This window comes from Actinomadura chibensis NBRC 106107 (genome assembly GCF_001552135.1).
Lineage (GTDB): Bacteria > Actinomycetota > Actinomycetes > Streptosporangiales > Streptosporangiaceae > Spirillospora > Spirillospora chibensis.
On sequence record NZ_BCQP01000001.1, the window covers coordinates 90,516 to 114,072 of the forward strand.

A 23,557-nucleotide genomic window follows, 5' to 3' on the forward strand; every position below is an offset into this window, starting at 1 on the left:
CCTTGGACGCCTGCGAACCCGCCCAGGTTCCCCTTTAGGTGGATTTAGTCGGATGTATCTGGCAGGCCGAGTCCGGCCGACAGGTTCTCCCTGGCGAGGCGGGTGAGCGGGAGGTCGACGTCCAGTTCGTCCGCCAGTTCCAGGGCGAGCGCGAGGTCCTTCTCACCGAGGTCGCGGACGTGCCGCATCGTGTCGTGGAGGTCGCCGTCCGGCTTCAGCGGCGCGGTCGTGTCGCGGAGCATGAGCATGCCGGGCCCGCCGGTGATCGCGTCCGTGTGCCGGACGATCCGCCCGAGGTCGCGCAGCGGCACCCCGGCCGCCTCCGCCAGCCGCTGCGACTCCGCGGCGGCCGTGTACGCGACGTAGTGCAGCAGGTTCCGGGCGATCTTCGCGCGGGTGCCCGCGCCGACCGGGCCCATGTGCAGGACGAGGTCCGCCCACGCGCCGAACGGCTCGCGGCAGCGCTCGAACGCCTCGTCCGTCCCGCCGACCATGACCGCGAGGGCGCCCGCGTCCGCGCCCGCGGAGCCGCCGCTGACCGGGGCGTCCACGACGTGGATGGCGTACCGGAGGGCGCGTTCGGCGAGCTCCTCGGCCGTCGCCGCGCGGATCGTCGAGTGGATCGCGAGGACCGTTCCAGGACGCGCGCTCGCCAGCACCTCGTCTCCGACCTCGCGCACCTGCGCGTCGTCCCGGACCATGACGGACACCAGGTCGGCGTGCGCGGCGACGTCGGCGACGCTGCGCGCCGCCCGCGCGCCCGCCCGCGCGAGCGGCGCCATCGCCTCCGCGCGGGCGTCGTAGACGACGAGGCCGCGCCCGGCGAGGCGCGCCGCCATCGGCGCGCCCATCTGCCCCAGCCCGATGAACCCCACTGCCATGAACGGTCCGCCTCTCCTCCGCCGACAACCGCCGCCATCCTCTCTTGGCCGACTTTCCCCGCCATACCGCCCCCGGAGTTCCGCCGCCCGGCGGCGCGGCGCGCCCGCTCCCGCGAACCGCCGGAAATTGCGTTGCGGCCATTCGCGCGGCGATGGCATCGTGGACGACGTCAGCCCGAAACACGAGGCTCCGAGAGGAGGACCGGCCATGGCTCTGGAGCAGTACCGACTTAGACTGCCCTCGGCGTCGCACGCCCGCCCCGGCCGGTATCCCGCCTCCTAGAGGCCGTTCCCGGCCGAGCCGCCGCGAGTGACGCCGCCTCATGCGAATCGCTTTCACGCGGCTCTACTCCAATTGGCAGAGAGGCCACTTTCAGGAAGTGGTTGTTCCGGGTTCGAATCCCGGGGGCCGTACGCACGCCTCCGTAGTCCAATGGCAGAGACAGCGGCATGAGGTGCCGTGTGGTGGGGGTTCGAATCCCTCCGGAGGTACGGCGCGGGTCCCGGGGGCCCCGCGCATGGGGCGGCGCCGACGCCGGAGAGTCGGGCCTGGCTGTAACCCAGGTGCCACGCGCTGAGTGGGTTCGACTCCCACCCGCCCCACCCGCTTGCGGCGGCGACCTCGCCGAACTAGCGTCTGGACACGTGTCCAAGGACGAGTCTCCGGAGGTCGAGGCCACCCGGCGCCGCCTCACCGGGCGGCGGGCCGACACGGTCCGGCGGCTCACCGGCGCCGCCGTCGCCGAGGTGGGCGAGACCGGGTTCGCGGGGCTCACCGTCCGGAACGTGGCGCGGCGGGCCGGGGTCGCGCCCGCCACCGCCTACACCTACTTCGCGTCCAAGGACCACCTGATCGCCGAGGTGCTCTGGCGGCGGCTCGCCGCGCTGCCCGCCGTCGCGCCCGGCGGCGCGCCCCGCGACCGCGTGACCGGCGTGCTGCGGGAGATCGCGCTGCTGGTGTCGGACGAGCCCGAACTCGCCGCCGCCTGCGCCGCCGCGCTGCTCGGCGCGGGCCCCGACGTCCGCGAGCTGCGGACGCGGATCGGCGCCGCGATCCGCGAGCGGCTGCGGGCCGCGCTGGGCGAGCACGACTCCCCGAACCTCCTCGGCGCGCTGGAACTGGCCTGCGCCGGGGCGCTCGTCCACGCGGGGATGGGGTGCGCGTCCTACGCGCGCATGGCCGACCGTCTCGCCGAGACGGCGGAACTCATCCTGCCCGCCCCCACCGGATGACGGTGCGGACGCTCAGATCTGGCCTTCGGGCTTCTGTGGAATCGTCGCCTTGATCGACGGGCCCAGCTCGATCAGCGCGTCCCCGGCCGGGTTGTACTTGGGCGGCACCGTCACCTCGACGTACGCCTGCCGCGCGACCGCGGTGAACGTCACCGGGCGGTCGGTCGGCTGCCCGAACCAGTCGATCCCGTTGATCGTCACGAGCTGGGCGTCGGGGCGGAGCGCGGCCGGACGCGGCACCCCGCAGCGCAGCGCGATCGCGGGGGAGCCCCAGGCGGCGGTCAGCGGCGAGTCGGGGGAGGTGTCGCGGCGCTCCAGGCCGCGCACCTTCTCGGGGAGCCGGAGGCCCTCGCACAGGCGGCGCGTCGCCGCGTCCGGCCCGGGGACGGGCACCCGCACGGCGCCCTCGCCGCACGCCGCGGCCAGCAGCGCCAGCGCGCCGAGGACGGCCGCCGCCCGCGCCGCGCGCCCGTGCGGCGCGAGCCGCCGGGACGACGCCTCAGATGTGGACAATCGGGCAGGTGAGGGTGCGCGTGATGCCTTCGACCGACTGGATCTGCGCGACGACGAGCTTGCCCAGCTCGTCCACATTGCGCGCCTCCGCTCGGACGATCACGTCATAGGGGCCCGTGACGTCCTCCGCCAGCCTGACGCCCGTTATGCCGGAGATGTGGCCAGCCACCTCGGCCGCCTTGCCGACTTCGGTCTGGATGAGGATGTAGGCCTGCACCATCACGTCCTCCCCGGGCGGAGAATCTACGTCGGACGGTTCACCGTATCGTGTTACGCGCCGCCGCGGGCGGCGGGGGGCGCGCGGGCCGGACGGCCGCGTCCGGGACGCGTGGAACAGGGGGAAATCGGCGGGATGGGGACGATCGGTGACCTGGGGGAGTTCGCGCTGATCGCCAGGCTGACCCGGCGGCTCCCGCAGGGCCCGGACGTGCGGCTCGGACCGGGCGACGACGCGGCCGTGATCGCCGCGCCGGACGGGCGTGTCGTCGCCACGACGGACGTCCTGGTCGAGGGCCGCCACTTCCGCCGCGACTGGTCCGGCCCCTACGACATCGGCCGCAAGGCCGCCGCGCAGAACCTCGCCGACGTCGTCGCGATGGGCGCCCGCCCGACCGCGCTGCTCGTCGGCTTCGCCGCGCCGCCCGCGACGGACGTCGAATGGGCGGAGCGGCTCTACGACGGGCTCGCGCACGAGTGCCGGGCGGCCGGGGCGTCGGTCGCGGGCGGGGACGTCGTCGGCGCGCCGGAGGTCACCCTCGCCGTCACCGCGCTCGGCGACCTCGGCGGCGCGGCGCCGCTCACCCGCGCCGGGGCGCGGCCGGGCGACGCCGTGGCCGTGCGCGGGCGGCTCGGCTTCGCCGCGGCCGGCCTCGCGCTGCTCGCCGCCGGACGCGACGGCCCCGCCGAGCTGACCGAGGCGCACCGGCGGCCGCGCCCCCCGTACGCGGCGGGGGCGGAGGCGCGGGCGGCCGGGGCCACCGCGCTGCTGGACGTGAGCGACGGTCTCGTCCAGGACCTCGGGCACATCGCGGCGGCGAGCGGCGTCCGCGTCGAGGTCGACTCGGCGGCGGTGCCCGTCCCGGCGGTCCTCGGGCCGGACGGGCTCCGGCACGCCCTCACCGGCGGCGAGGACCACGCCTTCGCCGCGACGTTCCCCGCCGGGGCCGCCCTGCCCCCGTCCTGGACGCGGATCGGGACCGTCACCGAAGGGACAGGTGTCCGTGTGGACGGGCGCGAGCCGCCCCCCGGCGCGTGGGATCATTTCCCGACGTGAGAGGCGCCGCGCCGCGCACGCCCTTACGTGCGCGTTGACGCGTCTTGTAGGCATGGTTGGTGAGGGTTTGGTATACATCCGTGTGATCGAAGAGGGATGGGATGGGACGACACACCAAGCTCGGTCAACCGGATGACGAGCCCGCACCGGACGCCCGCGCGTCCCAGGGCCCGTACTACGGCGCTCCGCCCGCACCGCCCTTCGACGCCTACTCCGGCCCCGCCGACGACCGGCTCTACGTGTCGCCGCACGAGACCACCTCGACGGGACCCGCGCCCGGCCCCGAATACTCCGAGCACCCCGGATACCCGGACGACCCGCCCTACGACTACCGGTTCGAGCCGCTCCCGGGCGACTACCCCGACGCCTCCGGCGCCCATCCCGCCGACCCTCCCGACCCGTGGACCGACCCGTCCGAGAAGCCGGGCGGGCGCGGGCGGCTCAAGCTCCTCTCGGTGCTGCCCGTCCCGATGCTGCCGATCGTCGCGCTCGTCATCGCGGTCGGGATCGTCGCCTACGCGCTGAGCACGCAGCAGATCTCCCTCAACTTCGCGGGCGGCGCCCCGGCCCGCGACTCGCAGCCCGACCCGCGCGACAACCAGGTGTCCCAGCGCGGGCCCGGCGAGCGCGCCAGCCGCGGCGCGGGCCGGACGGACGGGCTCGTCGTCGCGTTCCGGGTCGCGTCCCGCAAGCCCGGCGGGTTCGCCTTCACCGCCACGATCGCGAACAAGGGCCCGCGGCCGGTCGCCGCGTGGGCGCTCGCCTTCAAGATCGACAGCGCTTCGGTGACGGCGGTGAGCGGCGCCGCCGTCGTCCGGACGGGGAAGGTCCCGTTCGTCCGCGGCCGCGCGGCGATCGCGCCCGGCGCGACCGTGCGGGTCGTCTTCGCCGCGCGGGGGACGCCCGCGAAGCCGTCGACCTGCGTGATGAACAGCCGCCCCTGCGTCATGATCTGAGATCGCCCGGCGCGGTTCGGATACTCGTAACGCCATAAAGTGGACGCCATGACGTCCACCTCGCCCGTTCCGTCCGCCGCGCCCGTCCAGGCCCCGCCGCTCGTGCTCACGATCGCGGGGTCCGACTCCGGCGGCGGCGCCGGGATCCAGGCGGACCTGAAGACCATGCTCGCCCTCGGCGTCCACGGGATGAGCGTCGTCGCGGCCGTCACCGCGCAGAACTCGCTCGGCGTCCAGGGGTACTGGGAGCTGCCGCCGGAGGCGGTGCGCGCGCAGCTCGACTCCGTCCTGTCCGACATCGGCGTGCACGCGATCAAGACGGGGATGCTCGCGTCGAGCGGCCTGGTCGAGATCGTCGCTGAGGCGCTGGCGGCGTCGGACGCGCCCGCCGTCGTCGACCCGGTCGGGGTGTCCAAGCACGGCGACTCGCTGCTCGCGCCGGACGCCGTGCACGCCGTCCGGTCGGCGCTGATCCCGGCCGCGACCGTCGTCACGCCCAATCTCTACGAGGTGGAGCAGCTCACCGGCGTCAAGGTCGTGGACGAGTCGGGCCTTCGCGAGGCCGCCGAGGCGATGAAGGCGCTCGGCCCGCGCTGGGTGCTGATCAAGGGCGGGCACCTGCCGGGCGAGCCCGCCGACCTGCTGTTCGACGGGGAGCGCGAGCACCGCTTCACCGCGCCCCGGCACGACAACCGGCACACGCACGGGACGGGCTGCACGCTCGCCTCGGCGATCGCGTCCCGGCTGGCGCTCGGCGACGACGTCCCGGCGGCGGTGGCGGCGGCGAAGGAGTACGTGACCGGCGCGATCGCGGCGGGCTTCCCGCTCGGCGCGGGCATCGGCCCGGTCGACCACGGCTGGCGCTGGCGCGGCTGACCGGGCGTCCCCGGGCCCCGGACATGCGAAAGCCAGTCCACCGGATGCTCCGATGGACTGGCTGCGGAGGACCGGCCGCGCCGGACCTCAGACGGTCGGCTTGACGACCTTGCCGGCCTTGATGCAGGACGTGCAGGCGTTGATCCGCTTGGTGGCGCCGTTCACGACGGCGCGCACGCGCTGGATGTTGGGGTTCCAGCGGCGCGGGGTGCGGCGGTGCGAGTGGGAGACGCGCATGCCGAAACCGGGTCCCTTGCCGCAGACGTCGCAGACGGAAGCCACGGGAAACTCCAAGTGGTGTCGAAGCTCTGACGGAGCGCCGCCCCGGCCGCCGCGGGCGGGCGAACCGGGCATCATGGGTGCTCACTGACGAGCGCCCCGGACGAGGCGCATGGATCAGAGTAGCCGACGGCGCGTCGGGTAGGCGAATCGGCCGCGGCCGCACGCGCGGCCGGAGCGGCGGTGAGGGGGCGGGCGTTGGGCGAGGTCCTCGACGGCGCGGCGGTGCGCCGGTGGTGCGGCGTCGCGGCGGACGCGCTCGCCCGCGCCCGGACGGAGATCGACGCGCTGAACGTGTTCCCCGTCCCGGACGGCGACACCGGCACCAACATGCACCTGACCGTCCGCGCGGCGGCGGACGCGCTGGACGCCCTCCCGCCCGGCGCGGGCGCCCCCGATGCCTGGCGGGCGCTGGCGCGGGGCGCGCTGCTCGGCGCGCGGGGCAACTCCGGGGTGATCCTCAGCCAGGTGCTCCGCGGGCTCGCCGACGTCCTCGGCCCGCTGGACGCGCCGCCCGACGGCGCCGCGCTCGCCGCCGCGCTGGGGCACGCGTCCGCGCTGGCCAGGGGAGCGGTCGAGCATCCCGTCGAGGGCACGATCCTGAGCGTGCTCGCCGCGGCGGCGGCCGCGGGCGCGGCCGCCGGGGCCGACGACCTCGCGGGCGTCTCCCGGGCGGCGGCGGGCGGCGCCCGCCGCGCGCTGCGCGCCACGACCGGGCAGCTCGACGTCCTCGCCCGCGCGGGCGTCGTGGACGCGGGCGCCGCCGGGCTCTGCGTCGTCCTCGACGCGCTCGCGGCCGTGCTCACCGACGAGTACCCGGAGCGCTACGAGGTCCCGGCCCGCGCGCCCGGCGCCCCGGCCCCGGCGCCCGCCGCGCCGTCCGGACCCGGCTACGAGGTCATGTACCTGCTGGACGCGCCCGACGACGCCGTCCACCCGCTGCGCGAACGGCTCGACGCCCTCGGCGACTCCCTCGTCGTGGTCGGCGGGGACGGGCTGTGGAACGTCCACGTCCACGTGGACGACGCGGGGGCCGCCGTCGAGGCGGGGCTCGGCGCGGGCCGTCCGCACCGGATCCGCGTCACCTGCCTGCACGCCCCGACCGGGGGGCCGCACGCGCCGCGCACCGGCCGCGCGGTCGTCGCGGTGACCGCCGCCGCCGGGCTCGCCGCGCTGTTCGAGGAGAGCGGCGCGCGGGTCGTCCGCCGCCCGCCGGACGCCGTGCCGCCGCTCGCGGTGCTGGCGGAGGCGATCCTCGCGGCGGGCGGCGAGGTGGCCGTCCTGCCGGACGGGCCGGAGGTCCTCGCCCTGGCCGAGGCCGCCGCCGAGCGGGCCCGGGACGCGGGCGCGCGGATCGAGGTCGTGCCCGCGAAGGCGTCCGTCCAGGCGCTGGCGGCGCTCGCGGTGCACGACCCGCTGCGCCGCTTCGGCGAGGACGTGATCGAGATGACCCGCGCGGCCGGGGCGACGCGCTTCGGTCACCTGGAGGTCGCCGACCGGGAGGCGGTGACGAGCGTCGGGCTGTGCCGGCCGGGCGACGTCCTCGGGCTGATCGAGGGCGACGTCGCGACGATCGGCGCGGACGTCGAAGACGTGGCCCGGCACGTCCTTGACCGGATGCTGTCCGGCGGCGGGGAGCTGGTCACGCTGGTCGTCGGACGGGACGCGCCGCCCGGCCTCGCCGCCGTCCTCGACGGGCATCTGCGCCGCGTCCATCCCGACGTGGAGGCCGGGGTCTACGACGGCGGGCAGGAGAAATACCCGCTCCTCGTCGGCGTGGAGTGATACGCGCCGCCGCTTTGGGCTAGAAAAGACTGCGTGGCGAACCTCGACGAGCCGTTGCGCGACGTCCTCGGCGACAAGACGGCCAAGGCCCTGGAGAAGGGCCTCGACCTGCGCACCGTCGGCGACCTCCTGCACCACTACCCGCGCCGCTACGCGCACCGCGGCGAGCTGACCCAGCTCAGCGGGCTGGAGGACGGCGAGCACGTCACCGTCATGGCGGAGGTCGTGAAGGTGCAGGGCCGCAGCCTGAACCGCAGCCCGGGCTACGTCCTGGAGATCACCGTCACGGACGGGACGGGCGAGCTCAAGCTGAGCTTCTTCGGCCGCAAGGGGTCCTACCGCCCGGAGAAGGACCTGTCGCCCGGCACCCGCGGCCTGTTCGCCGGGAAGATCAGCACCTACCGGCCGCGCAGCGGGCGCCCGGTGCGGCAGCTCGCCCACCCGCAGTACAAGGTCGTCCACGAGAAGGGCGCCGAGCAGGCCGCGCAGGAGTGGGCGGACGAGATCATCCCGATCTACCCGTCCACGAAGACGCTCCCGATCGAGACGATCGGGACGTCCGTCGGCATGGTCCTCGACCACCTGACCCTGCCCGCCGACCCGATGCCCGAGGCGCTGCTGCGCCGCCGTCACCTGATCGGCCTGCGCGAGGCGTACGAGGGCATCCACCGCCCGCGCAGTTGGGACGAGCTCGGCCGCGCCAGGGCCCGCCTGAAATGGGACGAGGCGTTCGTCGTCCAGGTGGCCCTCGCCCAGCGCCGCCTCGCCGCCGCCGCGCTCCCGGCCACCCCGCGCCCGCCGTCCTTCGGCGGCCTCCTGGCCGAGTTCGACGCGCGTCTCCCGTTCGAGCTGACCAAGGGCCAGCGCGAGGTGGGCGACGAGATCGCCGCCGACCTGGCCGTCGAACACCCCATGCACCGCCTCCTCCAAGGCGACGTAGGGGCCGGGAAGACGGTCGTCGCGCTGCGGGCGATGCTCCAGGTGGTGGACGGCGGCGGGCAGGCGGCGCTGCTCGCGCCGACCGAGGTGCTCGCCCAGCAGCACTACCGGTCGATCACCGGGATGCTCGGCGACCTCGCCGAGGCCGGGCAGATCGGCGGCGCGGAGAACGCGACGCGGGTCGCGCTGCTCACCGGGTCGCTCGGCGCGAAGGCGCGCAAGGCCGCCCTGCTGGACGCGGCGTCCGGCGCGGCGGGCATCGTCGTCGGCACGCACGCGCTGCTGCAGGAGACCGTCCAGTTCGCCGACCTCGGCCTCGTCGTCGTGGACGAGCAGCACCGCTTCGGCGTCGAGCAGCGGGACGCGCTGCGCGAGAAGACCGGCGGCGGGCGCCCGCACGTCCTCGTCATGACGGCGACGCCGATCCCGCGCACGGTGGCGATGACGGTGTTCGGCGACCTGGAGACGTCCGTCCTCGGGCAGCTCCCGGCGGGCCGGTCGGAGATCCGGACGCACGTGGTGCCGCCGGAGAAGCCCGCGTTCCTCGCGCGCACCTGGGAGCGCATCAAGGAGGAGGCCGCGCGGGGCCGCCAGATCTACATCGTCTGCCCGCGCATCGGCGAGCAGGAGGGCGACGAGGGCGACGCCGTCGCGGCGGACGAGGAGGGCCGCCGCTCCCCGCTCGGGATCATGGAGGTGCTGCCGAAGCTGGAGGAGCTGCTCGCCGGGCTGCGCATCGGCGTCCTGCACGGCAAGCTGCACCCCGACGAGAAGGACGCGGTCATGCGCCGGTTCACCGACCGCGACCTGGACGTCCTGCTCGCCACCACGGTGATCGAGGTCGGGGTGGACGTCCCCAACGCCACCGTCATGGTCATCATGGACGCCGACCGGTTCGGCGTCTCCCAGCTCCACCAGCTCCGCGGCCGAGTGGGGCGCGGCACCCTCCCCGGCCTGTGCCTCCTCGTCACCGACGCCGAGCCCGGCAGCAAGGCGCGCGAGCGGCTCGCGGCGGTCGCGTCCACGACGGACGGCTTCGCGCTGTCCCGCCTGGACCTGGAGCAGCGCCGGGAGGGCGACGTGCTCGGCGCGGCGCAGGCGGGCCGCACGTCCAGCCTGCGCCTCCTCACGCTCCAGAAGGACGAGGACGTCATCCGCGACGCCCGCGACGAGGCGACCGCGCTGGTCGAGTCCGATCCCGAGCTCGCCGACCATCCGGGCCTGGCGACCGTCCTCGCGTCCCTCCTGGACGAGGAGCGCGCCGACTTCCTCGAAAAGACCTGACACCGGCGCCGAATGGCGCGCCCGGAAGGTTCTCTGGGGCGTTCCCCCCGTTGGATACTGAGAACACACGGTTGATCACGGACGTCTGACATGTAGCGCGGGTTCGCATGCGACGGAGGAGCTCCCAATGACGGCGGTCGGCCCCCTGCTCCCCAACGACCCGGCCAGGCTGGGGCGGTACGAGCTGGTCGGACGGATCGGCGAGGGCGGGCAGAGCATCGTCTTCCTCGGACGCCACGAGGACGACGGCCGCCGCGCGGCGGTGAAGCTGCTGCGCGACCGGTACGTCCGCGACCCGGAGTGGCGGGCGCGGTTCGAGCGCGAGCTCGCGATGATCGGGCGGGTGGCGGGGTTCTGCACGGCGCAGGTCCTGGACGCCGACATCTCCGGCGACCTGCCGTACGTCGTCAGCGAGTACGTGCCGGGCCCGTCGCTGAGCGGCCTCGTCGCCGACGAGGGTCCGCGCACCGGGACGAACCTCGACCGCCTCGCGATCGGCACGGTCACGGCGCTCGCGGCGATCCACCGGGCGGGCATCCTGCACCGCGACTTCAAGCCGTCCAACGTGCTGATGGGGCCGGACGGCCCGCGCGTCATCGACTTCGGCATCGCGCGGGTCCTCGGCACGGCGGCGAAGAAGGGCAGCGGGGTCGTCGGGACGCCGTCCTACATGGCGCCGGAGCAGGTCACCAACACCGACCTCGGGACGGGCGTCGACCTGTTCACGTGGGCGGCGACGATGCTGTTCGCGGCGACCGGGCGGCACCCGTTCGGCAACGACACGATCTCCGCCGTGTTCCACCGGATCCTGAACTACGAGCCCGACCTGTCGGCGCTGCCGGACTCGCTGCGCGGCGTCGTCGCCTCGTGCCTGGCGAAGGACCCGGCGCGGCGGCCGGAGGCGCAGCACGTGCTGCTGCGGCTGATCGGCGGCGACGTCCCGGACGACCTCCCGGTCCAGGACACGCTCAGCACCGGCGCGCACCTCGCCGGGGACGAGCGCACGCCGCCGAACCCGCCGACCGTCGGCCGTCCCGGCACGCTGACGGGGACGGACTCGGGTGGCACGGTCCCGCCGTACCAGCCGCCGACCGGCCCGCCGCCGCGCCGGCGGCGGGGCCTCGGGTTCGCCGCGGCCGGGGTCGCGCTGCTGGTCGCGGCGGCCGTCGGCGCGACGGCGTGGGCGCTGCTGTCGGACGGCTCGGGGGAGAGGCCCGCCACCGCCGACACCGGCCCGGCCGAGCCGCCCGCCGCGGCGGCGGAGGCGGTCGCCCCGGCCGCGCACGCGATCAGGACGGTGCTGAGCCTCGACCACGCGACGCTCGACCGGGACGTCGCGGCGGCGCACCGCGCGTCCACGCCCCGGTACGGGACGGAGTACGACCGCCAGCTCGCGACCCGCGACTACCGCGAGCAGCTGAAGGAGAAGAAGGGGTCGGTGGCGACGGAGGTCGTCGACTCGGCGGTGGTGGCGGCCGCGCCGGGCAGGGTCACCGTCCTCGCGTACGTGAAGCGGACGGTCCGCGCCGAGAACGCCGACCCGAGCCGCCTCCAGGACCCGATGCGCGCGACGATGGTCAAGCAGGGCGCGGGCTGGCTGCTGGACAGCCTGTTCTCGCTGAAGGCGGGCTCGTCCCGCGCCGACACGGCGGGCTCGCCGTGGCCGGGGACGGCGGCGCGCGGCGCGCTGGAGGCGGTCTCCCGCGACCCGTCCGTCGCGGCGGGCACGCCGGTGGAGATCGGCCTCCGCTCGGGCGGCGCGGCCGACCGGGTGACGGCGCTGGTCACGCTCGGCGCCTGCAAGGACGGCTGCACGGACGCCGACCGGGTCGCGTTCCGGCGGCTCGGCCTCCAGCGCGCGGGCGGCGGCTGGAAGGTCGTCAGCTCCGAGACCCTCTAGACGCCGAGAGGGCGCCTCCCCGCGGGAAGGCGCCCTTCTCGGGGCGGAGCGCTCAGGACTCGCGGACGGTGCGCCGCCGCGTCGCGGCGACCGCCGCGCTGCCCGCGGCGACGGCGGCGACGCCGAGCGCCAGCAGCGGCAGCGAGTCCGCGCCGGTGAACGGCAGCCCCTTCGGCGGGGTGATCTCGGCTGCCACGGCGCCCGCGCCCATCCCCGGGGTGGACGGCAGCTCCGGCAGCAGCGGCGAGGACGGCGGTCCGGGCGGCGTCGGCGTGCCCGGCGGGGGCGTGTCCGGCGGGGTCGGCGGCGACGGCGGGACCGGGGGAGTCGGCGGGGTGGGCGGCGTCGGGGCGGCGCAGCCGCCGACGCAGGCGTGCGCCGACAGGTTCGCCGTCAGCGGCGTCGAGCTCCCCGGGGACAGCGACGCGCCCGCCCCGGCCCCGACGTCCAGGAGCTTCGGGTCGCCGGCGGCGAGCGTCCGCTGTCCGCCGCCCGCCGGGGTGGTCACCCCGGCGTCGGCGCGCGCGCCCGCCTTCACGCCGCCGGGCCCGGCCGACGCCCGCGCCTTGAGCCGGACGTCCGCGCCGACCACGGGCGTGTTCACCCCGACGCCGAGGTCCAGCCCGGCGGTCGTGGTGCGCGTGCGCTTGTCGTGCTTGACCGGCGCGTCCAGACGGAGCCCGAGAAGCGGCGAGGCCGTCTGCGGACGCGCGGTCCGCTTGGCGAGGGGCTGGGAGGTCTCGGCGTGCGACACGCCGCTCATGGCCGCGATGCCGAGAACCGCCGCCCCCGCCGTCACCGCCAGTCTCCTACCGTTATGCACAGGGTTCTCCTGAGGGGTTTGGTTGCACAACCTGCGAGCACGTTTACACGTCCCGTAGTCGTTGTGAACAGCGATCGGCCCATTTGGGTGGAGGTTCACAAGAGAGCGCCGCCCAGGTTGTGGATCTTTTTGGAAAACGCCCGTTATCGGGGTGCCGGGACGCGCGTTCGGAGCCCGCGGCGCGCCGCCGCCGCGCCGCCCCGATACTGGGGGGATGACCAGGGTCATCGCGGGCAGCGCGGGCGGACGGCGGCTCGACGTCCCGCCGGGGCGCGACACCAGGCCGACCAGCGACCGCGCCAGGGAGGGGCTGTTCGGCACCGTCCTCGCCCTGCTCGGACCGCTGGACGGCCTGCGCGTCGCCGACCTCTACGCCGGGTCCGGCGCGGTCGGCCTGGAGGCGCTGTCCAGGGGCGCGGCGCACGCGCTGCTGGTCGAGTCGCATCCGCGCGCGCTGGCGGTGATCAGGCGGAACGCGGCGGCGCTCGGGCTGCCGGGGGCCGTCCCGCGCGCGGAGAAGGTCGAGCGGCTGGTGCGGCGCCCGCCGGACGAGCCGTACGACCTGGTCTTCGCCGACCCGCCCTACGCGCTGGCGGACGCGTCCGTCACCGCCCTCCTGGACGACCTCCGCGACAACGGCTGGACGGCGCCGGACGCGCTGGTCGTCGTGGAACGCGCGGCCCGCGGCCGGTCGTTGTCATGGCCGGACGGATACGAAGCCGAACGGGAGCGGCGTTACGGAGAGGCGGTGTTCTGGTACGGACGCGCGATCGGCCGTTGAGGAAGGCGCCCTCCGGGTAAAGGCCACCCCATGAAGCCCGGCATCGACCGTGCCGTCGGGCGCACCTGGATCATCGCGCTCCTGATGGCGGGCGCCCTCATGGCCAACGTCACCTACGTCCAGGGGTTCGAGGCGCAGGACCTCCGCGACGACCCCCTCAACGCCCGCCAGTTCGAGGACCGCTTCAAGACCGACCGCGGCCCGATCGTCGCGGACGGCGAGCGCCTCGCCTGGTCGGACGAGGTCGGCGGCGGCCGCTACCAGCGCCGCTACAAGGACGGCCCGGTCTTCGCGCCCGTCACCGGCTACTTCTCCGTGTTCGCCCAGACCGGCCTGGAGGACGCCGAGAACCACTTCCTGGACGGCAGCGACGCCCGCCTCGCCACGACCGACCTCGTCGACCGGCTCATCGGCAAGCACGTCCCCGGCGGGACGGTCGAGTCCACCGTCGACGTGAAGGCGCAGCGGGCGGCCTACGACGCGCTGAGCGGCGCGGGCGCGCGGCGCGCGGCGGCGGTCGTGCTCGACGCGAAGACCGGCGCGATCAAGGTGATGGCCTCGACCCCGTCCTACGACCCGGGCGAGGTGTCCACGCTCGACCGGCAGAAGGCCGTGCGGGCGTTCGACCGGCTCGGTGACCAGCCGATGAAGCCGCTGCTCAACAAGGCGGCGAACGAGCTGTTCCCGCCCGGCTCCACGTTCAAGACCGTCGTCGCCGCGTCCGCGCTGGAGGCGGGCGCGAGCGAGAACACCCAGGTCAGGGCCGGGCGCAGCTACAAGCCGCCGCGCGCCGGGCAGGCGATCGCCAACGACGCGGGCGACATCGGCGGGTCCTGCGACCTGCCCCGGATCCCGCTCGCCGAGGCGTACGCGCAGTCGTGCAACACCACGTTCGCCTTCATGGGCGCGGAGAAGCCCGGCAACGACGGCGTCCGCGAGGCGGCGTCCCGGTTCGGGTTCGGCGACCGGATCGGGTACGCGCCGGGGCTGCGCGGCGCCGCGAGCTCGTTCCCGGAGACCGGCGAGCCGTCGCTCAGCGCGCTCGGCTCCATCGGGCAGGGCAGCACGGTCGCCTCGCCGCTGCAGATGGCCATGGTCGCGGCCGGGATCCTCAACGACGGCGTCGTGATGAAGCCGCGCCTCGTCGACCGGCTCCGCGCGGCGAACGGCCGGACGGTCGAGAGGTTCTCGCCGGCCGAGCTGTCCCGGGCGATGAGCGCCGACCAGGCGCGGCAGATGCGCGACATGATGCGGGCCGTCGTCGAGCGCGGCACCGGGAAGTCGCTGAAGGGGACGTCCGTCCTCGGCGGCAAGACCGGCACCGCCGACGTCGAGGGCGCCTCCTACAACGACCGCTGGTTCATCGGGTTCGGGCCCCGCTCGGACCCGGAGTACGCGGTCGCGGTGATGACCGAGGCGCCCGGCTACGGCATCGAGTCGGGGCCGGTCGCCGCCGAGATCATCGACGCGCTCGGGTCCTGAGGGGACCGACTCGAGGGCCCGGGTGGAAGCGGGCCGAACGCGATTTGGTACGTTCGCGCCGCAGGTCAGAAACCGGGACCGAAGGGGTTCGCGCCGTGCGCCGTGTCGTCTGTCCGGGATCGTTCGACCCCGTCACCAACGGCCATCTCGACATCATCAGCCGCGCCTCCCGCCTCTACGACGAGGTGGTCGTCGCCGTGCTGATCAACAAGAACAAGAAGAGCCTGTTCACCGTGGACGAGCGCGCCGACATGATCGCCGAGGTCACGGAGGAGTACGGCAACGTCAAGGTCGACAAGTTCTACGGCCTCACCGTCGACTACTGCCGCGAGCAGAACATCCCGGTGATCGTCCGCGGGCTGCGGGCCGTCAGCGACTACGAGTACGAGCTCCAGATGGCCCAGATGAACCACCGCATCGCGGGCGTGGAGACCCTCTTCATGGCGACGAACCCCGAGTACGCGTTCCTGTCGTCGAGCCTGATGAAAGAGGTCGTGAAGTTCGGCGGGGACATCTCCGGGCTCGTCCCCGACACCGTCCACGAGCGGCTCGTGAAGCGGCTCAAGGAGGACTGACCCGGCGCGGCCGCGCGGCGCCGCCGCCCCTGGTCGGACGGCCGCGAGTTGGGACCTCGCCCGGGTCTTCGGTACCCTGGGACATCGGCCATCAGTCACGGCCGTCATTCTCATGCCGCACGAAAGCAGGAATCCGCTGACACGCCTCGACCCCAACGCCCCGCTGGTGCTCGACACCCGAGCTCTGGGCAGGCAACCCGGGTCGTCGCGGGAGGAGCGCCTGTCCGCGCCGGCACCGGAGGATTTCGGCGTCGAGATGGTGGGCGTCCCGGCGGGCGCCGCGATCGAGCTGGACATCCGGCTCGAAGCGGTTCTCGAAGGGGTGCTCGTCACCGGCACCGCGACGGTCCCCCTTGAGGGGGAGTGCGCGCGCTGCCTCGACCCGATCGCCTCGACCTTCGAGGCGGACTTCCAGGAACTCTTCGTCTACGACGACACCCGCTCCGGCGGGAACGCCGCAGACGACGAGCTCCGCCTCGAGGGCGACCTGATCGACCTCGAACCCGTCCTGCGGGACGCGGTGGTCCTCGCGCTGCCGCTGTCCCCGCTGTGCCGGGACGACTGCCCGGGCCTCTGCCCGGACTGCGGTGTACGGCTGGCGGACGCCGAGCCCGGCCACCGCCACGACGACGCCGTCGACCCCCGGTGGGCGGCGCTGCAGGGCCTTGAGGGCGACACGCCCGCCGGGCCCGACCGGGGGAACGGGAGCAACGGCTCCCGTGGAACAGCCGACCGACGAGAACGAAAGCAGGAGGGCTGACGTGGCCGTCCCGAAGCGGAAGAAGTCGCGCAGCAACACGCGGCACCGTCGCGCGCAGTGGAAGGCATCGGCGCCGACGCTGGTCGAGTGCCCGACGTGCCGCGACCAGAAGCTGCCGCACACCGCGTGCGCGACGTGCGGAACCTACGACCGGCGGCAGGTCATCGCCCCGTCGTCCTGAGTCTTCTCGCATCCGGGGGGCGGATCCGCGCGTAGGACCCTTTCGGGGGTGCGGGGGTCGCCCCCCGCACTGATCCAGCGCGACCGCCCCCCGATGCGGCAGGACGGGCACCCGACCACCCCGGCGCGATGTCGGCGTGGTGACCGGCGCGGGAACGAGCAGCGGTCCACCGCGGCTCACAGCGCCCGGAGCCGTGGTGCACGCCGGGATCAGCCGACCGGCGCGCACCTCGTCTTCGCGGACAACCCCTCCCCGCCGTGCGTCCTCGCCGTCCGGCCCATCGGCCGCGCGCCGCAGACGCGTCCGCGCACTGCGCGGCGCAGCCTGTGAGGAGGGCTTGTGAGCGGCAAGAAGAACGATCCGGCGCCGGAGCGCGCCGAGCTGACCGGCGCGCTCGGCGTCGAGGTGGACGCCGAACTGCTCGAACGGGCGCTGACGCACCGTTCGTACGCCTACGAGAACGGCGGCCTGCCCACCAACGAGCGCCTGGAGTTCCTCGGCGACTCGGTGCTCGGGCTCGTCGTCACCGACACCCTGTTCCGCGGCCATCCCGACCTGCCCGAGGGGCAGCTCGCGAAGCTGCGCGCCGCCGTCGTCAACATGCGGGCGCTCGCGGGCGTCGCGCGCGGCCTCGGCGTCGGCGCGCACATCCGGCTCGGCCGCGGCGAGGAGGGCACCGGCGGGCGCGACAAGGCGTCCATCCTCGCCGACACGCTGGAGGCGCTGATCGGCGCCGTCTACCTCGACCGGGGGCTGGACGAGGCGTCCGCCCTCGTCCACCGGCTGTTCGACGCGCTGATCACCCGGTCGGCGAGCCTCGGCGCCGGGCTCGACTGGAAGACCTCGCTGCAGGAGCTCACGGCCGTGGAGGAGCTCGGCGTCCCCGAGTACCACGTCGCCGAGAGCGGCCCCGACCACCAGAAGACGTTCCGCGCGTCGGTGCGGGTCGGCGGGCAGACGTACGGGTCCGGCGAGGGGCGCAGCAAGAAGGAGGCCGAGCAGCACGCCGCCGAGGCCGCCTGGAACGAGATCCGCGCGCTCGTCGTGCGGCGGGAGGCGGCGGCCCAGGACGGCGCGGCGCAGGACGGCGCGGCCGCCGCCGCGGCGGCGCCTGTCGACGGCCGCGGGCCCGCGGGTCAGGAGCAGGCCGGACACGCGGCGCAGGCCGGTGCCTGAGCTGCCCGAGGTCGAGGTCGTCCGGCGCGGCCTCGAACGCTGGACGACGGGTCGCGCGATCGCGTCCGCCGAGGTGCTGCACCCGCGCGCGGTGCGCCGCCACGAGGCCGGGCCCGCCGACTTCGCGGGCCGCCTCGCCGGGCGCACCGTGCTGACACCGCGCCGCCGCGGCAAGTACATGTGGCTGCCGCTCCGCGCCGACGCCGACGGCGCGGAGCCGGGGGAGGCGCTGCTCGCCCACCTCGGGATGAGCGGGCAGCTCCTCGTCGGCGAGCCGGACCGCGAGCGCGAGAAGCACCTGCGGGTCCGGGTCGAGTTCGGCGACGGCGGTCACGACCTGCGCTTCGTCGACCAGCGGACGTTCGGTCACCTGATGGTCGCCGACCTCGTCCCGGACGCGGTCGGCGGCCCGGACGGCCCGGGGCTCGTCCCGGAGCCGATCGCGCACATCGCCGCCGACCCGCTGGAGAAGGGCTTCGACCCCGACGCGTTCTACCGCGCCCTCCGCCGCCGCAAGACCGGCGTCAAGCGCGCCCTGCTCGACCAGTCACTGATCAGCGGCGTCGGCAACATCTACGCCGACGAGGCCCTGTGGCGCGCCAGGCTGCACTGGGCGCGCCCGACCGAGACCATGACGCGGGCGGAGGCGGCGCGCCTTCTCGCGGCCGCTCAGGACGTCATGGGCGCCGCCCTCGCCGTCGGCGGGACCTCGTTCGACAGCCTGTACGTGAACGTGAACGGCGAGAGCGGCTACTTCGAGCGCTCCCTCGACGCCTACGGGCGGCGCGACGAGCCGTGCCGCCGCTGCGGGACGCCGATCCGCCGCGACGAGTTCATGAACCGGTCGTCCTACAGCTGCCCGACGTGCCAGCCCCGGCCCCGGCGGGCACGGTACTAGGGCGGGGCGTGGACGGACGGTGAGCCGATGAGCGGAACGGGGGAGACCATGGACGCGGGCATGGACGCGGGCACGGACGCGCACAGTGACGGCGGCGACGAGGTCGTGCGGCTCACCGCGTGGGTGCGGGGCCGCGTGCAGGGCGTCGGGTTCCGCTGGTGGGTGCGGGCGCGGGCGCTCGAACTCGGCCTCGTCGGCAGCGCCACCAACCTGTCCGACGGACGCGTCGAGGTCGTCGCGGAGGGGCCGCGGGAGCGCTGCCGCCGCCTCCTCGACCTGCTGACCGGCGACGACTCCGGAAGCGGCGCGCTGACGGCCCGGCCAGGGAAGGTGACGGGCGTCGCGGAGCGCTGGAGCGGGGCCCGCGGCGAGGCCCGGGGTTTCGTGGAGCGCTGACCGGGTAGGGAGTTCTGGTTTATACCTGCTAAACTAGTAGAGGAAGGTTGTTACCGGCCTGTGATGTGCGTCTTGACCAGGACAGCGGCCGGTGCGACTCTAGACGATACGCGCACCGACTTCGATTGATTCTCGTGCGCGATCCCTGCTGGTTACTCAGCGTGGAGGACCCTTAGTCATGGCGAAGGCTCTACTCGGCCACGTCGGCGGTCCCGACCCCCGGATGGTCGCGGAGATGCGGCGCCTTCAGCAGCGCGTACGTGACCTGGAGGCCGAGCTCGTACGGCTCCAGGCGGAGAACGACGCGCTTGCGACGGCGGCGGACGACGATGTGATGTCGCTCGCGGTGAAGGACCGTGAACCGGCGCTGACCTGATCGGCGCCTGAAAATCCCAGTGTGAACAGGGACGCCGCGACGTGGCGTCCCTTTGTTTTGTCGAGGGGGGGCGACCCCCCTGACCCCCCGCGCGACGCAGGCGATCCTCACGACGCCGTTGCGGTTTCTTGTGCCTGTTGCGGTGGGTGGGGCGTCGCTGCGGTCGCCTGCGTCGGCGGCTCGCGCGGCCTCCGGCGCCGGGGGCGCCTCCGGCCGCGCGAGCCGTGGCCCCGGCTCAGGTTCCGTCCGAGAGAAGCCATTGCGGATTGGCGTCGTTGCTGGCCGGGCCCTGATTGGCGGTAAGTGGGGACGGTCGCCATTTCTGGCGTCCCCTGGTGCTTCGCGGGTCATGGTTTGGGCAAGGTTCGGGTCGGGTTTGGTTTATGGCGCTCTGGTGTTTTTGTGCCGTTCTGGGGCGTGGTTGTGACCTTGCTTGGGCTGCGTGACGGTCTCCGCGGGGCGTCGGCCGGTATCGTGCGTCGGACGTGTCGAGGAGGAGGGGGCTGCTAGCGCGTGTATCTGAAGAACCTGACGTTGCGCGGCTTCAAGTCCTTCGCGTCCTCGACGACGCTGAAGTTCGAGCCGGGCATCACCGCCGTCGTCGGGCCGAACGGGTCGGGCAAGTCCAACGTGGTCGACGCGCTGGCCTGGGTGATGGGCGAGCAGGGCGCGAAGTCGCTGCGCGGCGGCAAGATGGAGGACGTCATCTTCGCCGGCACCGCGAGCCGGGCGCCGCTCGGCCGCGCCGAGGTCGTGCTGACGATCGACAACGCCGACGGCGCGCTGCCCATCGACTACTCCGAGGTCACGATCAGCCGGCTGATGTTCCGGTCCGGGTCCAGCGAGTACGCGATCAACGGCGACCCGTGCCGGCTGCTCGACATCCAGGAGCTGCTGTCGGACTCCGGCATCGGCCGCGAGATGCACGTGATCATCGGGCAGGGGCAGCTCGACCGCGTCCTGCACGCCGGGCCCGAGGGGCGGCGCGCGGTGATCGAGGAGGCGGCGGGCGTCCTCAAGCACCGCAAGCGCAAGGAGAAGGCGCTCCGCAAGCTGGACGCCATGCAGGGCAACCTGACCCGCGTCCAGGACCTCACCGGCGAGCTGCGGCGCCAGCTCAAGCCGCTCGGCAAGCAGGCCGAGATCGCGCGCCGCGCCGCCGTCATCCAGGCCGACCTGCGCGACGCGCGGCTCAGGCTGCTCGCCGACGACCTGGTCACGCTGCGCACGAAGCTCGAACAGGAGGCCGCCGACGAGGCCGCGATCCGGGAGCGCCGCGCCGAGACGGAGCGGGCGCTCGCCGGGGCGCAGGAGCGCGAGGGCGTCCTGGAGGCCGAGGAGGCCGCCGAGGCGCCGAGGCTCGCCCAGGTGCAGGACACCTGGTTCCAGCTCTCCGCGCTCAAGGAGCGGCTGCGGGGCGTCGCCGACCTCGCCGAGGAGCGGCACCGCAACGCCGCCGAGGCGCGCGAGGAGGAGCGGCGCGGCCGCGACCCCGAGGACATGGAGCGCGAGGCCGCCGAGATCCGCGAGCAGGAGGAGATGCTCCGTGCGGCTCTTGAGGAGGCTCAGGACGCTCTGACCGGCGCGGTCGACCAGCGGACGGCCGCCGAGGAGGCGCTCGCCGCCGAGGAGCGCCGGTTGCAGGCCGCCGCCCGCGCCGCCGCCGACCGGCGCGAGGAGCTGGCCCGGCTGCGCGGCCGGGTCGAGGCGCTGCGCAGCAAGGCGCAGGCCGGGCGGGCGGAGATCGGACGGCTCGCCGACGCCCGCGAGGAGGCCGCGCGGCGGGCCGGGACCGCGCAGGCCGAGTTCGAGGCGTTCGAGGCCGACGTCGTCGAGGACCCGGCGCTCGCCGCCGAGCACGAGGCCGCGCAGGAGGCGCTCGCCACCGCCAAGGACGCCGCCGAGTCCGCGCGGGCGGCCGTCGACGGCCCGCGCCGCGCGCTCAAGGAGGCCCGCGCCGCCGTCGGCGCGGCCCGTTCCGCCGACCAGGGCGCGCAGAAGAAGGTCACCGCGCTGCAGGCGCGGATCGAAGCGCTCAACCTCACGCTCGCCAGTGCCGCGGACGGTGGCGAGGCGCTGTTGTCGGCGGGGTCTGACGGCTCGCTCGACGGGGTGCTCGGCACCGTTGCTTCGCTGCTGAACGTCCGGGCTGGATACGAGACCGCCGTCGCGGCCGCGTTGGGGAACGCGGCCGAGGCCATCGCGGTCGGGTCGCTGGCGACGGCCGAGGCCGCGCTGGCGCTGCTGCGGTCGCGGGACGCGGGACGTGCCGGGCTGCTGGTCGGCGGAGGGCCCGTCGCGGAGGTGCGGCGGGTTCCGGGTGTCGACTACGCGGTCGACGCGGTGAACGTGCCGGAGGTCGTGCGTCCGGCGGTTCAGCATTTGTTGGGTGATGTGGCCGTTGTGGACGATCTTTCCGCTGCGGCTGCTCTCGTCCGGCGGGAGCCGTCTCTGCGGGCCGTCACACGTGAGGGCGAGCTTGTGGGGGCGCACTGGGCGCAGGGCGGTGCTTCCGGGGGCGGGCAGAGTCTTCTGCGGATGCGCGCGACGCTGGACGAGGCCACCGAGGACCTCGCGGCGGCGGAGACCGCCGCCATGGCCGCCGGGGACGAGCTGGCCGCCGCGCTGGAGCGCGAGCAGTCCGCGCAGGCGGCGGTGGAGGCCGCCGAGGCCGCCGCGACCGAGGCGCAGGCGGGCGTCAACGCGGCGCAGTCCGAGCTCGACCGCGTCCGCGCCCGGCTGCGCGAGTTCGACGCGCAGGCCGCGCAGGAGGCCAAGCGCGCCGCCCGGCTGGAGGCCGACGCCCGCGCCGCGCGGGGCGAGGCGGAGCGGCTCACCAAGGCGCTGGACGCGGCGAGCGAGTCCCTGGAGCGGGACACGGAGGCGGCCGAGGAGCTGGCCCTGCGGCTCGCCGAGTCGGAGGAGGCCGCCGAGGTCGCCGACGAGGCCGGGCACGACACCGAGGCCCGCGACGAGCTGAACGCCCGCTGCCAGGAGCTGCGCGGCGTCGAGATGGAGGCGCGGCTCTCGGTCCGCACGGCGGAGGAGCGCGTCCAGGCGATCGCCGGACGCGCCGACGCCCTCGAACGCGGCGCCCGGCGCGAGCGGGAGGAGCGGGCGCGGGCCGCCGAGCGCCGGGCCCGCCGCGAGCGGCAGGCCCGCGTCGCGAAGGCCGTCCTGCGCGGCGCGCGGACGGCGCTGGAGCGCATCGAGCTGTCCCTCGCCGCGGCCGTCCGCCGCCGGGAGGCCGCCGAGCGGGCGAAGGCCGCGCGCGAGGCGGAGCTGAAGGTCGTCCGGACGCAGGTGCGCGAGCTGTCCGGCACCCTCGAACGGCTGGTCAACGTCGTGCACGGCAACGAGGTCGCGCGGGCCGAACAGCGGCTCCGGCTGGAGCAGTACGAGCAGCGGGCCCTGGACGAGTTCGGCCTTGAGGTCGACTCGCTCGTCTCCGAGTACGGGCCCGACCAGCCCGTCCCGCCCGACCCGGACAAGGGCGAGGACGCCCTGCCCGCCTCCTACGACAGGACGGTGCAGGAGAAGCGCGCGAGGACCGCCGAGCGGCAGCTCAACCAGCTCGGCAAGGTCAACCCGCTGGCCCTGGAGGAGTTCGCGGCGCTGGAGGAGCGGCACGCCTTCCTCACGTCCCAGCTCGAAGACCTGAAGAAGACCCAGCGGGAGCTGCTCGGCCTCGTCAAGGAGGTGGACGAGCGCGTCCAGCAGGTGTTCGCCGCCGCCTACGACGACACCGCCCGCGAGTTCGAGCGGATCTTCGCCCGGCTGTTCCCCGGCGGCGAGGGCAGCCTGTCGCTGACCGAGCCCGGCGACATGCTCGCCACCGGCGTCGAGGTCGCCGCCCGCCCGCCCGGCAAGAAGGTCAAGCGGCTGTCGCTGCTGTCCGGCGGCGAGCGGTCGCTCGTCGCGATCGCGTTCCTCGTCGCCGTGTTCAAGGCGCGGCCGTCGCCGTTCTACGTCCTGGACGAGGTCGAGGCCGCGCTCGACGACACCAACACCCAGCGCCTCATCACCGTCTTCGAGGAGCTGCGCGAGTCGTCCCAGCTCATCGTGATCACGCACCAGAAGCGGACCATGGAGGGCGCCGACGCGCTCTACGGCGTCAGCATGCGCGGCGACGGCGTCACGCAGGTCGTCAGCCAGCGGCTCCGCGAGCACGTCTGAACCGGGGCGGCTCC

General features: G+C 74.7%; 22 protein-coding genes and 3 tRNA genes. 20 read left to right on the forward strand and 5 right to left on the reverse strand.

From position 1 onward, the window contains the following. Positions 1-44 precede the first annotated feature (44 nt). Positions 45-881 (reverse strand): NAD(P)-dependent oxidoreductase, encoded by an 837-nt coding sequence (locus tag ACH01S_RS00450; RefSeq protein ID WP_067883887.1) that lies wholly within the window; start codon positions 879-881, stop codon positions 45-47. A gap of 340 nt (positions 882-1,221) precedes the next feature. Here ACH01S_RS00450 and ACH01S_RS00455 point away from each other — a divergent pair. The 4 genes from ACH01S_RS00455 to ACH01S_RS00465 all read left to right on the forward strand — a co-directional run bounded on the left by ACH01S_RS00455 (position 1,222) and on the right by ACH01S_RS00465 (position 2,114). Next, positions 1,222-1,295 (forward strand) — tRNA-Leu (locus tag ACH01S_RS00455). Positions 1,296-1,300: 5 nt separating this feature from the next. Further along, a tRNA-Leu gene (locus ACH01S_RS00460) sits at positions 1,301-1,373 on the forward strand. A 28-nt stretch (positions 1,374-1,401) separates the two neighbouring features. Next, positions 1,402-1,484: transfer RNA gene (locus ACH01S_RS43145), tRNA-Tyr, on the forward strand. A 42-nt stretch (positions 1,485-1,526) separates the two neighbouring features. Continuing rightward, positions 1,527-2,114, forward strand: coding sequence for a TetR/AcrR family transcriptional regulator (locus ACH01S_RS00465; protein ID WP_067883889.1), 588 nt, complete (start codon positions 1,527-1,529; stop codon positions 2,112-2,114). 12 nt (positions 2,115-2,126) lie between these two features. Here the strand turns inward: ACH01S_RS00465 and ACH01S_RS00470 are convergent, their stop codons facing one another. Both ACH01S_RS00470 and ACH01S_RS00475 read right to left on the reverse strand, forming a co-directional pair. Continuing rightward, positions 2,127-2,627: a DUF3515 domain-containing protein gene (locus ACH01S_RS00470; RefSeq protein WP_246236875.1), complete on the reverse strand. Its 501-nt coding sequence runs from the start codon at positions 2,625-2,627 to the stop codon at positions 2,127-2,129. Then, positions 2,614-2,847 (reverse strand): Lrp/AsnC ligand binding domain-containing protein, encoded by a 234-nt coding sequence (locus tag ACH01S_RS00475; RefSeq protein ID WP_067883891.1) that lies wholly within the window; start codon positions 2,845-2,847, stop codon positions 2,614-2,616. Before ACH01S_RS00475 ends, ACH01S_RS00470 begins: the two co-directional genes overlap by 14 nt. A 132-nt stretch (positions 2,848-2,979) precedes the next feature. On the opposite strand from ACH01S_RS00475, the gene ACH01S_RS00480 reads away from it, so the two are divergent. From ACH01S_RS00480 to thiD, 3 genes are all read left to right on the forward strand, one after another. Then, positions 2,980-3,900 carry a thiamine-phosphate kinase gene (locus tag ACH01S_RS00480; RefSeq protein ID WP_067883894.1) on the forward strand — a complete coding sequence of 307 codons (921 nt, stop codon included), beginning with the start codon at positions 2,980-2,982 and terminating at the stop codon, positions 3,898-3,900. Between the two features lie 101 nt (positions 3,901-4,001). Next, positions 4,002-4,856: a cellulose binding domain-containing protein gene (locus tag ACH01S_RS00485; protein WP_067883896.1), complete on the forward strand. Its 855-nt coding sequence runs from the start codon at positions 4,002-4,004 to the stop codon at positions 4,854-4,856. 48 nt (positions 4,857-4,904) lie between these two features. Next, the gene (gene thiD / locus ACH01S_RS00490; protein ID WP_067883898.1) at positions 4,905-5,732 is read left to right on the forward strand and encodes a bifunctional hydroxymethylpyrimidine kinase/phosphomethylpyrimidine kinase; all 828 of its coding nucleotides are present in this window, start codon (positions 4,905-4,907) and stop codon (positions 5,730-5,732) included. Positions 5,733-5,819: 87 nt separating this feature from the next. On the opposite strand, the gene rpmB is transcribed toward thiD, so the two are convergent. Then, a complete protein-coding gene (gene rpmB / locus ACH01S_RS00495) occupies positions 5,820-6,014 on the reverse strand; it encodes a 50S ribosomal protein L28 (RefSeq protein WP_067883900.1) in 195 nt (64 codons plus the stop codon). A 195-nt stretch (positions 6,015-6,209) separates the two neighbouring features. Between rpmB and ACH01S_RS00500 the strand changes: the two genes are divergently transcribed. From ACH01S_RS00500 to ACH01S_RS44980, 3 genes are all read left to right on the forward strand, one after another. Beyond that, complete coding sequence (locus tag ACH01S_RS00500) at positions 6,210-7,796, forward strand: DAK2 domain-containing protein (protein ID WP_067883903.1); 1,587 nt, start codon at positions 6,210-6,212, stop codon at positions 7,794-7,796. Between the two features lie 33 nt (positions 7,797-7,829). Then, positions 7,830-10,019 (forward strand): ATP-dependent DNA helicase RecG, encoded by a 2,190-nt coding sequence (gene recG, locus ACH01S_RS00505; RefSeq protein WP_067883905.1) that lies wholly within the window; start codon positions 7,830-7,832, stop codon positions 10,017-10,019. A gap of 127 nt (positions 10,020-10,146) precedes the next feature. Continuing rightward, positions 10,147-11,919, forward strand: coding sequence for a serine/threonine protein kinase (locus tag ACH01S_RS44980; protein WP_067883907.1), 1,773 nt, complete (start codon positions 10,147-10,149; stop codon positions 11,917-11,919). A gap of 52 nt (positions 11,920-11,971) precedes the next feature. Here ACH01S_RS44980 and ACH01S_RS00515 read toward each other — a convergent pair whose 3' ends face one another. Continuing rightward, positions 11,972-12,718: a hypothetical protein gene (locus tag ACH01S_RS00515; protein WP_067883910.1), complete on the reverse strand. Its 747-nt coding sequence runs from the start codon at positions 12,716-12,718 to the stop codon at positions 11,972-11,974. Positions 12,719-12,956: 238 nt separating this feature from the next. On the opposite strand from ACH01S_RS00515, the gene rsmD reads away from it, so the two are divergent. The 10 genes from rsmD to smc all read left to right on the forward strand — a co-directional run bounded on the left by rsmD (position 12,957) and on the right by smc (position 23,543). After that, positions 12,957-13,523, forward strand: a complete 567-nt coding sequence (rsmD, locus tag ACH01S_RS00520; protein WP_067883912.1) for a 16S rRNA (guanine(966)-N(2))-methyltransferase RsmD — start codon at positions 12,957-12,959, stop codon at positions 13,521-13,523. Between the two features lie 30 nt (positions 13,524-13,553). Further along, complete coding sequence (locus ACH01S_RS00525) at positions 13,554-15,005, forward strand: penicillin-binding transpeptidase domain-containing protein (protein ID WP_083980085.1); 1,452 nt, start codon at positions 13,554-13,556, stop codon at positions 15,003-15,005. A 95-nt stretch (positions 15,006-15,100) separates the two neighbouring features. Beyond that, entirely contained in the window at positions 15,101-15,580 is a 480-nt protein-coding gene (coaD, locus tag ACH01S_RS00530; protein WP_067883914.1) for a pantetheine-phosphate adenylyltransferase, read from the forward strand. 112 nt (positions 15,581-15,692) lie between these two features. Beyond that, positions 15,693-16,340, forward strand: a complete 648-nt coding sequence (locus ACH01S_RS00535; protein ID WP_067883916.1) for a YceD family protein — start codon at positions 15,693-15,695, stop codon at positions 16,338-16,340. A 1-nt stretch (position 16,341) separates the two neighbouring features. Beyond that, positions 16,342-16,521: a 50S ribosomal protein L32 gene (gene rpmF / locus ACH01S_RS00540; RefSeq protein WP_067883919.1), complete on the forward strand. Its 180-nt coding sequence runs from the start codon at positions 16,342-16,344 to the stop codon at positions 16,519-16,521. Positions 16,522-16,860: 339 nt separating this feature from the next. Then, positions 16,861-17,697 (forward strand): ribonuclease III, encoded by an 837-nt coding sequence (gene rnc, locus ACH01S_RS00545; RefSeq protein WP_083980089.1) that lies wholly within the window; start codon positions 16,861-16,863, stop codon positions 17,695-17,697. Next, entirely contained in the window at positions 17,690-18,595 is a 906-nt protein-coding gene (gene mutM, locus ACH01S_RS00550; RefSeq protein WP_067883921.1) for a bifunctional DNA-formamidopyrimidine glycosylase/DNA-(apurinic or apyrimidinic site) lyase, read from the forward strand. Before rnc ends, mutM begins: the two co-directional genes overlap by 8 nt. A gap of 60 nt (positions 18,596-18,655) precedes the next feature. Then, positions 18,656-18,991 carry an acylphosphatase gene (locus ACH01S_RS00555; RefSeq protein WP_067884055.1) on the forward strand — a complete coding sequence of 112 codons (336 nt, stop codon included), beginning with the start codon at positions 18,656-18,658 and terminating at the stop codon, positions 18,989-18,991. Positions 18,992-19,169: 178 nt separating this feature from the next. Next, positions 19,170-19,367, forward strand: a complete 198-nt coding sequence (locus ACH01S_RS00560; RefSeq protein ID WP_067883924.1) for a hypothetical protein — start codon at positions 19,170-19,172, stop codon at positions 19,365-19,367. Positions 19,368-19,880: 513 nt separating this feature from the next. After that, entirely contained in the window at positions 19,881-23,543 is a 3,663-nt protein-coding gene (gene smc, locus ACH01S_RS00565; protein ID WP_067883926.1) for a chromosome segregation protein SMC, read from the forward strand. Positions 23,544-23,557: the final 14 nt, after the last annotated feature.